Here is a 12,207-nt window from a genome sequence, read left to right on the forward strand (position 1 = left end):
AGCAGCCTGAAAACACGAAAGGAAAAACCATGCACCCGATTCGGGAACCCCACCAAAGCGGCATGCTTGCCGTCTCCGAGCGCCACCGCATCTATTGGGAAGAATCCGGCAATCCCGCCGGCATTCCCGTCATCTATCTGCACGGCGGTCCCGGCGCCGGCACCGCACCCGCCTGCCGCGGCTTTTTCAACCCCGAAAAATACCGCATCGTGCTGATCGACCAGCGCGGCAGCGGCCGCTCCGAGCCGTATGCCGACATCGAAGAAAACACCACCTGGGATTTGGTGGCAGACATTGAAAAAGTGCGCACCATGCTCGGCATCGACAAATGGCTGGTTTTCGGCGGCTCGTGGGGCAGCACCCTTGCTCTGGCCTACGCCCAAAGCCACCCCGAAGCCGTGCTCGGCCTGATTCTGCGCGGCATCTTCCTGTGCCGCCAAAGCGAAATCGACTGGCTGTGCCAAAGCGGCGGCAGCAACCGCATCTACCCCGACGTATGGCAGGACTTCCTTGCCCCCGTGCCGGCCGACGAGCGCGGCGATTTGGTCGAAGCCTACCGCCGCCTGCTTAGTCCCGACAATCCCGACCGCGAACAAATGCTCGCCGCCGCTTCGGCCTGGGCCAGGCAGGAAAGCCACATTATCTGTTTGGAACACGACCAAAAAGGCGTCGATTACTACAACGACGGCATGGCGGCGCTGGCGATTTCGCGCATCGAAAACCACTATTTCGTCCACCGCGGCTGGCTGGACGGCGAAAAGGCGATTCTCAACAACATCGGCAAAATCCGCCACATCCCCACCCGCATCGTCCAAGGCCGCTACGATATCTGCACCCCGCCTACTTCGGCCTGGGATTTAAAGCAGGCCTTCCCCGAAGCCAAGCTGGAATGGACGCTTGCCGGCCACACCGCTTTCGAGCCGGCAACCGCCAAAGCACTGGTGGCCGCCACCGACTATTTTGCCGAACACGGCACCTTGTAAGATGGTTTCGCAGTAAAATCCGAGCAGCCTGAAAAACTTTCAGGCTGCCTGATCCGACGGCCTTTGCCGTCGTCTTTTCCCTCCCACAACCAAAAAGGAAAACCCGCAATGAAACGCTTAATCCCCGCCCTGCTACTGGCCGCCGCCGTCCAGTCTTTTGCCGCCGCTGCGCCGCTCAAAACCAAGACCGTCCCCGCGCCCAAAGGCTTTCCTTTCTCCGTTGAAACCCAAATCCTTTCCGAAGACAGCTATCAGGTGAAAATCACCGACAAAAAAACCGGCAAGGTGCAAACCATCGAAGACCTCACCGTCTTTTCCGGCTTTATCGAAGGCAACGCCGGCGATCTGGCAACCATACGCGACTACAACGGCGACGGCCACCCCGACATTGCCGTGCGCGTAATCGGCGGCTACACCTTGCCCGCCGACGATCTGTACCTCTTCAACCCAGCCACACGTCAGTTCGAACCCGTGCCCGAGGGCAAAGACTTTGCCCACACCGGCAGCGTCGAAATCATCCGCAAAGGCTGCGTGCGCGTCGATTACAAAATCAGCGCCAGAGACTACAATCAGGACGATTACTGCTGGAAAAACGGCGGCTGGCAACTGCAGCGTCCGAACAACGCCAAAGCGCACAAAGCAGCCAAAGCCCGCCGCAAATAAGCCAATCGTTTTTCAGGCTGCCTGCCGCCGAACGGTAAAGGCAGCCTGAAAACCAAGATGCGACACAGTTACACAACCATTCCACCCCTTCCCGAAAGGAACAAGCAATGAAACACCTGATCCCCGCCCTGCTTTTGGCCGCCGCGATTCCCGCTTTCGCCGCCGACGCGCCTACCGACGACACTGTTGTCGAAACCCACGCCGTCGCCACGCCGGACAGCTTTCCCTTTACCATCGAAGCGCAAATCCTGCCTGAAAACGGCTACCGGCTGAAAATCACCGACAAAACCACCGGCAAAGTCCAAATCACCCCTGAAGAGGCCGCACCTTCGTCCGTCGGCGGACTCAAACTCACAGACGTGGCGGACAAGCTGGCCGATGTCAGCCAAGACTTCAACGGCGACGGCCATCCCGATATCGCCGTGCCGATCAGCGGCGCCTACGGCAACACTGCTGACGAGCTGTATCTGTTCGACCCCACCACCCGGCAGTTTAAACCCGTTCCCGACGGCAAAGGCTTCGCCTACGTCGGCGATGTCAAAGTTATCCGCAAAGGCTGCGTGCGCGTCGAATACAAAAGCAGCATCATGGACTACAGCCAGGACGACTACTGCTGGAAAAACGGCGGCTGGGAAATGCTGCGCCTGAAAGACGCCAAAGCGCACCGCCACGGCAAACCGCACCGCAAGCACAAATAAGCGGCCGGTCTGCTTTGCTGCCTTTCAGGCTGCCTTTGCCGGATAGGGAAAGGCAGCCTGAAAAGGGCAAAAAGCGTTTTCAGGCTGCCTGAATCTGACTGCTTTTTAGGCAGCCTGAAAAATCCGCTGCCGTTTCAGACTGCTGGGGCATTTATCCACATACCGCCCCACAGCCTTTCCCAAACCGGTGTGGGCAAAGCGCCGGTTTTCCGCGTTTTTCGGCAGCCTGAAAACTTTGGGCTGACTAAATTTTGAGCGGCCGTTTTTTCTCCTTTCACGGCAGAACGCTAGGGGCTGTTTGCAATTGGTTTGTGAAGCGGATTTTGCGTCAGGAAGCGGCAGATGCAAGGCAAAAATACGAGCCAATGCCGCTCATTGGCGAGTGTTTTTAACGCAGTAGATGCCGTTTTATGGCGTAAAAGCCGCCGCAATACCAATTGCAAACAGCCCCTAGGCGCCTTATCCACAACTTTTCCCGCAGGCTGTCCCGCAGCCTTGTGGAATCCCGAGCATGATACCCACCGAATTTATTGACGAACTGCTGGCCAAAACCGATATCGTCGATGTGATCGACCAATACGTGCCGCTGAAAAAAAGCGGCGCCAACTACATGGCCTGCTGCCCCTTTCACAAAGAAAAATCGCCCTCGTTTTCCGTCAGCCCGTCCAAGCAGTTTTACCACTGCTTCGGCTGCGGCGCCCACGGCTCGGCCATCGGCTTTGTGATGGAACACCAGGGCTTATCGTTTACCGAAGCCGTGCAGCAGCTGGCCGACCGCGTCGGCATGGTGGTGCCGCGCGACAAAAACGCCCCGCGCGAAAACCCCGCCGAGCGCGCCGAGCGCAAGAAAAAGCAGCAGACGCTGGAAGACACCGTGCGCGCCGCCGCCGACTTTTACGCCCAGCAGCTCAAAATCCGCCCCGAAGCGCAGGCCTATCTGCAAGGGCGCGGGCTGGACGCCGACATCATCGCCCGCTACGGCCTGGGTTACGCGCCCGAAGGCTGGACGCCGCTCTCGCAAGTGTTCCAGCCCTATCCCAGCCCTGCGCTTGCCGCCAGCGGCATGGTGGTGCACAACGAAGAGCAAAACCGCGATTACGACCGCTTCCGCCACCGCATCATGTTTCCCATCCGCGGCATCGGCGGGCAGATTGTCGGCTTCGGCGGCCGCGTGCTCGACGATTCCAAACCCAAATACCTCAATTCGCCCGACACCCCGCTGTTTGACAAAGGCAAAAATCTCTACGGCCTCTACGAAGCCCGAGCCGCCGTGCAGGAAGCGGGGCGGATACTGGTGGTGGAAGGCTATATGGACGTCGTCGCCCTTGCCCAATTCGGCATCGGCTACTGCGTGGCCGCGCTGGGCACCGCCACCACCGCCGAGCATGTGCGCCTGCTGATGCGCCAGACCGACAACATCTATTTCTGCTTCGACGGCGACGCCGCCGGCCGCAAAGCCGCCTGGCGCGCCCTCGAAAACGCCCTGCCGCAGCTCAAAGACGGCAAAAGCCTGCATTTTCTGTTTCTGCCCGCCGAGCACGACCCCGACAGCTATGTGCGCGAACACGGCCGCGAACGCTTTGAACAACTGCTGCTCGAACGCAGCCGCCCGCTGTCGGCCTATTTTTGGGACGCACTCACCGAGCACAGCGATCTGGCTACCCAGGAAGGCAAGGCCGAGCTGGTGCGCCGCGCCGCGCCGCTGCTCACCCAAATCAGCGCACCCACCCTTTCCTACCTACTGCGCCAGGAACTCAGCGAAAAAGTCGGTATCGACCCCGCCAACCTCGCCCACCTGATGGGGCAGGCCGCGCCGCAGCGCCACGTTGCCGCCAAAAGCTACCGCCTGCCGCGCGAAACTTTCAGGCAGCCTGAAAGCCTGACGCTGGCGCAAAAACAAATCCGCACCCTGCTGTTCAACCCCGACTGGGCCGACGGCGTGGCCTTTCCCGATTATCTCGTTCCCGAAGGCGACAGCGCCTGCCTGGCCGAAATGGCCGCCCTGCTGCACGATAACCCCAAGCTGGACACCGCCCGATTGCTGGAAAAATTCCGCGACAGCCCCTACGGCAGCCTGCTGGGCTACATCAACCGCAACAGCCGCCAAGACGCCGGCAGCGAAGACCGCAGCCCCGAAAAACGCCGCGAGTTCGACGAATGCATGCTGCGGCTGGTGCAGGAAATGAAAAACCGCCAAATCGAAGCGCTCAAACAAAAAGGCAGCCTGAACGCCGAAGAAAAGCAGCTGCTGTTAAAACTGCTGTCGCGCCGCTGATGCGCCTTTCAGGCCGCCTGAAAGCACAAAAGGCAGCCTGAAAACGGGAAAAACCGTTTTCAGGCTGCCTTGCGGCGGCCGGCAGGCTAACGGCGCATGCCGCCCACCACCGCCATAATCAGCAGCGCGCCGAATACCGAAGCAATAAAACCCGCCGGCTCGCCGATGCGGTACCAACCCAGCTGCTGGCCGAGAAAACCCGCCACCACCGAGCCGAGTATGCCCAGCGCGCTGGTCAGCAGAAAACCCATTCTATTGTTGCCCGGCATCAGCGCCCGCGCCACCAGGCCGATAAAGAAACCGACGATAACCAGTCCGATCAAACCCATAACCTAGCTCCTAAAGCGTGGAAAAAGCCGCACTATAAAGCAAACCGCCCGCCGCGCAAAGGCAGCCTGAAAGCAAGTTTACGAGCTTTAGCGAAGCGAAAACCACCCGAGCCGCCATCTGCATATGAACAAAACCGCCTATCCCGTTACCCCCGCCGTGCGCTTTTTGCGCGCACAGCAGATTGAGTTTGCGCCCCACCTTTATCCTTACGTCGAACACGGCGGCACCGCCCAATCCGCCGCCTGTTTGGGCGTGGACGAACACAGCGTGATCAAAACCATCGTCCTGACCGACGAATGCAAAAACGGTCTGATCGTGCTGATGCACGGCGACAGGCAAATCTCCACCCGCAATCTCGCCCGCCAGCTCGGCCGCAAACACATCGAAGCCGCCGCCCCCGCGCAGGCCAACAGATGGACAGGCTATCTGGTCGGCGGCACCAGCCCCTTCGGCTGCAAAAGCCCGCTGCCGGTTTATGTCGAGCGCAGCATTCTCGATTTGCCGCTGATCTACATCAACGGCGGCAAGCGCGGCTTTCTGGTCTCGCTACCGCCCGCCGCCCTTGCCAGCCTGAACGCCCAGCCGGTGGATGCGGCGGTATAAGTTTCAGGCAGCCTGAAAGCCCCAAAGGAAACCACCATGAGCGCATCACCCGAACTCGCCGACCACATCGCCGAACTGCTTGCCCCCTTGGGCGGCATCAGCCGCAGGCGGATGTTCGGCGGTATGGCGTTTCGCAGCCATGGCGAAATGGTGGCGATTTTGAGCCGCAGCAACGAGCTATATTTGAAGTCCGCCACACCGCTGGACGGACTGGGTAGGCAGCTAGTCAGCCGCCGCACCGACAAAACCAGCGGCGAAAAACACGAAATCGGTCTGCCTTATTACTTGCTGCCCGAAAGCGTGCTGGACGACGGCGCCGCCCTGTGCAACTGGGTACGCAGAGCGCAGGCAGCCTGAAAGCGAGTTTACGAACTTCTGCGAAGCTAAAACCCATCCCCCGCCAAACCACACCAAAAAACCATGAAACTCCACATCCTATCCGATACCCACGGCCAGCCCGTTATCCCCCACCCCGAAGCCGATTTAATCGTCCACGCCGGCGATTTCGGCAACGGGTGGCGCGGCGCACTCGCTTTTCAGGCTGCCTGTGCCGCCGCAGACAAACCCTGTGTCTTCGTGCTGGGCAACCACGATTTTTACGGCGAAAACCTCGACGATTTGCCGCGCGAACTCATCGCCGACGGCGCACCGCTGCTCACTGAGAACCGCAGTCTGGAGTTTAGCGGCTACACCTTTGTCGGCGGCACGCTGTGGAGCAATTTCAGGCAGCATTGCGCGACCAAAAAACAGTTCCGCGAAAACATCGCCCTTGCCCGCAACAGCATCGCCGATTTTTTCTACATCGCCGCACGCACACCGCCGCGCGAAAGGCACATTGAACCCGAAGACTACATCGCCCGTTTCAACGCCCAGCTTAGCTTTATTGAGCAGTTCCGCCACCGCGCGCGCACCATCGTGCTCACCCATTTTCCGCCGCACACCGCCTGCATCGCGCCGCCCTATGCCGACTCGCCGCTCAACCCCTATTTCATCAACCAGATTGACCTAGAGGGCTTTGACTACTGGATTGCGGGGCACACCCACCACGCCGTAGACATCGTGCAAGACAGCTGCCGCATCATCATCAATCCGCTGGGCTACCCCAACGAATACGGCGCAAACGGCTACCGCAACGGCTTTTTGCTGGAACTGCCCGATTAACCCAAAGGCAGCCTGAAAACAAGCGTAGGGTGTGCAGCTTGCTGCGCACGCGGTTTACAAGGTTGAGACAAAAAACCGCGTGCGTGGCAAAGCCACACACCCTACGCCATGCAGGCTACGCTTGCTCTTTTCAGCAAATAGTTCGGGCATAAATGCCCGACAAACACGGCTAAATTGAAAAACGTAGGATTGGAATTTTATCGTGCTTAATACAAGCGTAATTTTTAAACTCAACAGCGACTGATACTGTCCAATTTCATATAGAAAGGTAACTTAATATGTTTGCAAGCAAATTTTTTAACCCGCAGGTAAAGGCGGCATTGACAACATTGCTGCTGGCAGTGGCTGTGCCTGCCAAGGCGGACACCATATGGCGGTATCGGGAGGCTTGGAATGCTGAGCATGCCGGCAATTATGACCAAGCCTTCCGCACATGGAAGAAGCTTGCCAAAGAAGGCGATCCTTCTGGCCAAACTTCTTTGGGCAAGATGTATTACAAAGGGCAAGGCGTAACGCAAGACTATAAGCAAGCTTTGGCTTGGTTTCAAAAAGGTGCCGACCAGGGAAATGCCGGTTCACAATATTTTTTGGGATTGATGTATGAAAAGGGACACGGTGTGGCGCAAGACTATAAACAAGCCTTTGCTTGGTATAAAAAATCAGCCGACCAAGGAAAACCTGATGCCCAATACATGGTGGGATTGATGTATGAAAAAGGGCTGGGTGTCGCGCAAGATTATCAGCAGGCAGTGTGGTGGTATAAAAAAGCTGCCCAGTGGTTCTATTATGCTGATGCGCACTATGCTTTGGGCAATATGTATTACAAAGGGCTAGGCGTGGCAAAAGACTACCAACAAGCCAAAGCATGGTGGCAAAAAGTATTAGCGCAGCCTGATAGAGCAGACACTGTCGAAGCCAAAAAACAGGCTCGAATTGGCATGCAACAATTAGAAAACATGAGCATTGGAGAGTAGGTCGGATTCTTGAATCCGACATTCTTTACCGCATTAACCGTTTTGTCGGATACAAGTATCCGACCTACAGCTGCTGAAAAACTGTTTTTCAGGCTGCCCCATTCCAACCCATAAACCCCAAACACAAACCCCAAAAACCATGACCCTCCCCCTTCCCACCCCATCCGCCCCGCGCGTGCGCTGGCTGAACCTTACCGCCGGCAGCCTGCCGTATTTTTTAACGCAAAACCTGCCGCCCAAAACGCTGAAAATCGTGTTCACGCCCGATGCGGAGAGTGCGTTGCGGCTGCAAACGGCGTGGCAGTTTTTCCGCCCGGCCGACAATGCGCTGTTTCTGCCCGACTGGGAAACGCTGCCGTATGAGCGGTTTTCGCCGCATCAGGATTTGGTGTCGGAGCGGCTGTCGGTGTTGTGGCAGCTGAAAAACGGGCTGGCGGACGCGCTGTTTGTGCCCGTTGCCACCGCCATGCAGCGTCTTGCGCCCGCGCCGTTTCTCTTGGGGCGCACGTTTTGGCTGAAAACGGGGCAGCGGCTGGATATTGCGGCGCTGCGGCAGAATCTGGTGGAAGCGGGTTACAGCGCGGTATCCAACGTGGTGGCGGGCGGCGAATTTGCCGTGCGCGGCGGCATCGTGGATTTGTTCCCCACGGGCAGCGACACGCCATATCGCATTGATTTGTTTGACGATGAGATTGACAGTATCAAAACGTTTGACCCCGACAGCCAGCGCACCATCGCGCCTGTGTCGGAAATCCGCCTGCTGCCGGCGCACGAGTTCCCCACCGACGACGCGGCGCAAAAGATTTTCCGCAGCCGTTTCCGCGAGGAGGTAAACGGCAATCCGAACGATGCGGCGGTGTATAAGGCGGTGAGCGGCGGGCAGTTTGGCGCGGGGGTGGAATATTATCTGCCGCTGTTTTTTGAAGACGGCTGCGCGACGCTGTTTGACTATCTGGGCGCGGACGCGCTGGCGGTGTGCGTGGGCGATGTGCACACCGAGGCGCGACGGTTTGAGGCGGAAGTGAAATCGCGTTTCCAAATGGCGCAGGGCGATGCGACTTATCCGCCGCTGCCGCCGCAACATCTGTATCTGGCGGCGGATCAGTTTTCAGGCTGCCTGAAAGGCTATCCGCAGATTTTGCCCGAGCTGGGCGGCGCGGCGTTTGCGTTGCCAAATGTGGCGGTGAACCGCCAAGCCGAGCAGCCTTTGCAGGCCTTGCAGGATTTTCAGACGGCCTTTGACGGGCGGATTCTGCTTACCGCCGAAAGCGCGGGGCGGCGCGAAACGATGCTGGGCTTTTTCGCGCAACACGGTTTGAAACCGAAAAGCGTGGACGGCTGGCAGGCGTTTTTGGAGAGCTGCGAGAAGCTGTGCATCACGGTAACGCCGCTGGCGTATGGGTTTCGGCTGGGGCAGCCTGAAAACGGCGTAGACAATGTAGGTTGGGTCGCGACCCAACACTCCGCAGAAACGGAAAATGTTGGGTCAAGACCCAACCTACCTGCCGACACGCCGTCTGAAAACCTCGCCCTAATCACCGAATCCGACCTCTACCAATACGTCGCCAAAAGCCGCAGCAGCACGCGCCGCAAGAAGCACGCCGCCGTGTCCGATGGTTTGCTGCGCGACCTCGCCGAAATCAGCATCGGCGACCCCGTCGTCCACGAAGAACACGGCATCGGCCGCTATATGGGCTTGGTAACCATGGACTTGGGCGGCGAAGCGCAAGAAATGATGCTGCTTGAATACGCAGGCGAAGCGCAGCTTTATGTGCCTGTTTCGCAACTGCATTTAATCAGCCGCTACTCCGGTGCAGCGCATGAAAACGTGCAACTGCACAAACTCGGCAGCGCGGCATGGAGCAAAGCCAAGCGCAAAGCCGCCGAAAAAGCCCGCGACACCGCCGCCGAGCTGCTCAATCTCTACGCCCGCCGTGCCGCGCAGGAAGGCCACAAATTCCAGTTTGATGAAGACGACTACCGCGCCTTTGCCGACGGCTTCGGCTACGAAGAAACCGAAGACCAGGCCGCCGCCATCGCCGCCGTCATCAAAGACTTAACCCAAGCCCGCCCGATGGATAGATTAGTCTGCGGCGATGTGGGCTTCGGCAAAACCGAAGTCGCGCTGCGTGCCGCATTCGTTGCCGTGATGGGCGGCAAACAAGTCGCCGTGCTCGCGCCGACTACGCTTTTGGTGGAACAGCACGCGCAAAATTTCGCCGACCGCTTCGCCGATTTCCCCGTCAAAGTCGCCCAGCTTTCGCGTTTCAACAGCAGCAAAGAAACCCGCGCCACGCTGGCAGGCATGGCAGACGGCACGGTGGACATCGTCATCGGCACGCACAAGCTGGTGCAGGACGATATTGCATTTAAAAACCTAGGCTTGGTCATCATCGACGAAGAACACCGCTTCGGCGTGCACCAGAAAGAGCAGCTGAAAAAACTGCGCGCCAACGTGGACATCCTCACCCTCACCGCCACGCCGATTCCGCGCACATTAAGCATGGCCTTAGAAGGCTTGCGCGACTTCTCGCTGATTACCACCGCCCCCAGCCGCCGCCTCGCCGTCAAAACCTTTGTCAAACCGTTTAGCGAAGGCAGCGTGCGCGAAGCCGTGTTACGCGAGCTCAAACGCGGCGGACAGGTATTTTTCCTGCACAATGAAGTAGATACCATAGAAAATATGCGCGAGCGGCTGGAAACCCTGTTGCCCGAAGCCCGCATCGGCGTAGCACACGGACAGCTGCGCGAGCGCGAGCTGGAACAAGTGATGCGCGACTTTTTGCAGCAAAGATTCAACGTCTTACTCTGCTCCACCATCATCGAAACCGGCATAGACATTCCCAACGCCAACACCATCATCATCAATCGCGCCGACAAATTCGGCATCGCCCAACTGCATCAACTGCGCGGGCGCGTCGGGCGCAGCCACCACCAAGCCTACGCCTACCTGCTCACGCCCGAATACATCAGCAAAGACGCAGAAAAACGCCTGGACGCCATCGCGGCGGCAGACGAACTGGGCGCAGGTTTTTCGCTTGCCATGCAAGACCTTGAAATCCGAGGCGCGGGCGAAATCCTCGGCGAAGGGCAGTCGGGCGAAATGGTGCAGGTCGGCTTCACGCTCTACACCGAAATGCTCAAACAAGCCGTACGCGACCTGAAAAAAGGCCGCCAGCCCGATTTGGATGCGCCATTGGGCGTAACCACCGAAATCAAGCTGCACAGCCCCGCGCTGCTGCCCGAAGGCTACTGCCCCGACATCCACGAGCGGCTGGTACTCTACAAACGCCTCGCCACCTGCGAAAACGAAGGGCAAATCAACAGCATCCACGAAGAATTGGTGGACAGATTCGGACTGCCCGAACAGCCCGTCAAAACCCTGCTCGACAGCCACCGCCTGCGCCTCGCCGCCAAGTCGCTCGGCATCACCGCCATCGACGCTTCAAGCGACGCGCTCACGCTCACCTTCGGCAAACACACCAGTGTCGAGCCTGCCGATATTATTTTGCTGATGCAGAGTAATAAAAATTACCGCATGGCAGGAGCGGACAAACTGCGCGTGAGCGCGGTGATGGAAGATGTGGATGCAAGGGTGAGAACGATCAGGGCGGTGTTGGGGAAATTGGGCGGGAAGGCAGCCTGAACCTGAAACAGTAAGGCAGCCTGCGTAGCGCAGCGGAGTTGTGAAGCTAAAAACGGTTTTTTCGTTTTCAGGCTGCCTTTCAGACGGCATCAAAAGGCAGCCTGAAACGCCATTCTCCCCTTCTCAGGCGCCTTTTGACTAAGGAAACAAGCAATGATTGTTTTACCGATTGACACCTGCGAAATGTTCTGGCGCGCGTTTGCAGGCGAAGCGCCGCCCGCCGAGTTAGCGCAATGGATTTACGCGCACGATGCCGAGCTGGAAGCCCTGCTGCCCGATGATGTCTATCTGGATTTGATTTCGCTGGATTTCGCCGACAAATGGGCGTTGCACGAAGTTGAAAAACTGATGGGCGATTATGTGCAGCGCGACAGCCAAGCCTACCAACGCTTTGCAGACGGCGCGCCCATACGCGAAGTGCGCCAATATCTGCGGCGGCTCGCAGCGCAGCCCGACGATACTTTGGCGTTTGAATACCTGCTGGATTACGCGCAGCATTTTCCCTTTTTGTATGATTTGACGAGCGAAATGTATGACTGGTTTGCCGACGGCTACCGCACGCCGCTGCCGCCCGAAAAGCAAGCCAAAATTCGCTCCATCGCACAAAGTCTGCTGGACGACATCGCCGCCGAACGGATTGTGTTTGCCTTCACCACCCAAGGCGTGCTGTTTTGCGTGAACAACAGGCAGCCTGAAACCCATAAAAACAGGCTTTCAGGCTGCCTCAAACGATTATTCAAACGATATTAGACCTCTTGCGAAAATATTCATCCCATCGCATTAACCAGTCCTGCAATCAGATTTACCCTTAACCCGAACCGTTTCCGCCTGTTGCGGTAAGGCAGCGACAAGATTTTGAATATCTTCAGCTTCC

11 protein-coding genes and 1 pseudogene are annotated in these 12,207 nt (G+C 58.1%); 10 read left to right on the forward strand and 2 right to left on the reverse strand.

All coding sequences use genetic code 11. From position 1 onward, the window contains the following. Positions 1–29 precede the first annotated feature (29 nt). The 4 genes from pip to dnaG all read left to right on the forward strand — a co-directional run bounded on the left by pip (position 30) and on the right by dnaG (position 4,619). Positions 30–983 carry a prolyl aminopeptidase gene (pip, locus tag MB824_RS06110; protein WP_238747510.1) on the forward strand — a complete coding sequence of 318 codons (954 nt, stop codon included), beginning with the start codon at positions 30–32 and terminating at the stop codon, positions 981–983. 108 nt (positions 984–1,091) lie between these two features. Next, positions 1,092–1,646: an XAC2610-related protein gene (locus MB824_RS06115; protein WP_238746876.1), complete on the forward strand. Its 555-nt coding sequence runs from the start codon at positions 1,092–1,094 to the stop codon at positions 1,644–1,646. Positions 1,647–1,753: 107 nt separating this feature from the next. Next, positions 1,754–2,344 (forward strand): FG-GAP repeat protein, encoded by a 591-nt coding sequence (locus MB824_RS06120; RefSeq protein WP_238746883.1) that lies wholly within the window; start codon positions 1,754–1,756, stop codon positions 2,342–2,344. A 511-nt stretch (positions 2,345–2,855) separates the two neighbouring features. Continuing rightward, positions 2,856–4,619, forward strand: a complete 1,764-nt coding sequence (dnaG, locus tag MB824_RS06125) for a DNA primase (protein WP_238746885.1) — start codon at positions 2,856–2,858, stop codon at positions 4,617–4,619. 86 nt (positions 4,620–4,705) lie between these two features. Here the strand turns inward: dnaG and MB824_RS06130 are convergent, their stop codons facing one another. Further along, positions 4,706–4,948, reverse strand: a complete 243-nt coding sequence (locus tag MB824_RS06130; RefSeq protein WP_238746887.1) for a GlsB/YeaQ/YmgE family stress response membrane protein — start codon at positions 4,946–4,948, stop codon at positions 4,706–4,708. A 124-nt stretch (positions 4,949–5,072) separates the two neighbouring features. Between MB824_RS06130 and MB824_RS06135 the strand changes: the two genes are divergently transcribed. The 6 genes from MB824_RS06135 to MB824_RS06160 all read left to right on the forward strand — a co-directional run bounded on the left by MB824_RS06135 (position 5,073) and on the right by MB824_RS06160 (position 12,083). Continuing rightward, positions 5,073–5,552 carry an aminoacyl-tRNA deacylase gene (locus MB824_RS06135; RefSeq protein WP_238746889.1) on the forward strand — a complete coding sequence of 160 codons (480 nt, stop codon included), beginning with the start codon at positions 5,073–5,075 and terminating at the stop codon, positions 5,550–5,552. Positions 5,553–5,588: 36 nt separating this feature from the next. Then, positions 5,589–5,909 (forward strand): TfoX/Sxy family protein, encoded by a 321-nt coding sequence (locus MB824_RS06140; protein WP_238746891.1) that lies wholly within the window; start codon positions 5,589–5,591, stop codon positions 5,907–5,909. A gap of 63 nt (positions 5,910–5,972) precedes the next feature. Next, the gene (locus MB824_RS06145) at positions 5,973–6,713 is read left to right on the forward strand and encodes a metallophosphoesterase (RefSeq protein ID WP_238746893.1); all 741 of its coding nucleotides are present in this window, start codon (positions 5,973–5,975) and stop codon (positions 6,711–6,713) included. A gap of 278 nt (positions 6,714–6,991) precedes the next feature. Continuing rightward, positions 6,992–7,687 (forward strand): tetratricopeptide repeat protein, encoded by a 696-nt coding sequence (locus tag MB824_RS06150; RefSeq protein WP_238746895.1) that lies wholly within the window; start codon positions 6,992–6,994, stop codon positions 7,685–7,687. A 139-nt stretch (positions 7,688–7,826) separates the two neighbouring features. Continuing rightward, entirely contained in the window at positions 7,827–11,333 is a 3,507-nt protein-coding gene (mfd, locus tag MB824_RS06155) for a transcription-repair coupling factor (protein ID WP_238746897.1), read from the forward strand. A gap of 153 nt (positions 11,334–11,486) precedes the next feature. Continuing rightward, positions 11,487–12,083 (forward strand): hypothetical protein, encoded by a 597-nt coding sequence (locus MB824_RS06160; RefSeq protein WP_238746899.1) that lies wholly within the window; start codon positions 11,487–11,489, stop codon positions 12,081–12,083. Positions 12,084–12,100: 17 nt separating this feature from the next. On the opposite strand, the pseudogene MB824_RS06165 reads toward MB824_RS06160, so the two are convergent. Then, positions 12,101–12,207: pseudogene (locus MB824_RS06165) on the reverse strand (IS5/IS1182 family transposase); the annotation flags it as partial.

It is taken from the genome of Kingella pumchi, assembly GCF_022288825.1.
GTDB lineage: Bacteria > Pseudomonadota > Gammaproteobacteria > Burkholderiales > Neisseriaceae > Kingella_D > Kingella_D pumchi.

Coding starts and splice junctions, on each gene's coding strand:
- MB824_RS06140 (WP_238746891.1), top strand. CDS start 5,589: ATGAGCGCATCACCCGAACTCGCCGACCACATCGCCGAACTGCTTGCC.
- mfd (WP_238746897.1), top strand. CDS start 7,827: ATGACCCTCCCCCTTCCCACCCCATCCGCCCCGCGCGTGCGCTGGCTG.
- MB824_RS06130 (WP_238746887.1), bottom strand. CDS start 4,948: ATGGGTTTGATCGGACTGGTTATCGTCGGTTTCTTTATCGGCCTGGTG.
- MB824_RS06150 (WP_238746895.1), top strand. CDS start 6,992: ATGTTTGCAAGCAAATTTTTTAACCCGCAGGTAAAGGCGGCATTGACA.
- MB824_RS06145 (WP_238746893.1), top strand. CDS start 5,973: ATGAAACTCCACATCCTATCCGATACCCACGGCCAGCCCGTTATCCCC.
- pip (WP_238747510.1), top strand. CDS start 30: ATGCACCCGATTCGGGAACCCCACCAAAGCGGCATGCTTGCCGTCTCC.
- MB824_RS06115 (WP_238746876.1), top strand. CDS start 1,092: ATGAAACGCTTAATCCCCGCCCTGCTACTGGCCGCCGCCGTCCAGTCT.
- MB824_RS06135 (WP_238746889.1), top strand. CDS start 5,073: ATGAACAAAACCGCCTATCCCGTTACCCCCGCCGTGCGCTTTTTGCGC.
- MB824_RS06160 (WP_238746899.1), top strand. CDS start 11,487: ATGATTGTTTTACCGATTGACACCTGCGAAATGTTCTGGCGCGCGTTT.
- dnaG (WP_238746885.1), top strand. CDS start 2,856: ATGATACCCACCGAATTTATTGACGAACTGCTGGCCAAAACCGATATC.
- MB824_RS06120 (WP_238746883.1), top strand. CDS start 1,754: ATGAAACACCTGATCCCCGCCCTGCTTTTGGCCGCCGCGATTCCCGCT.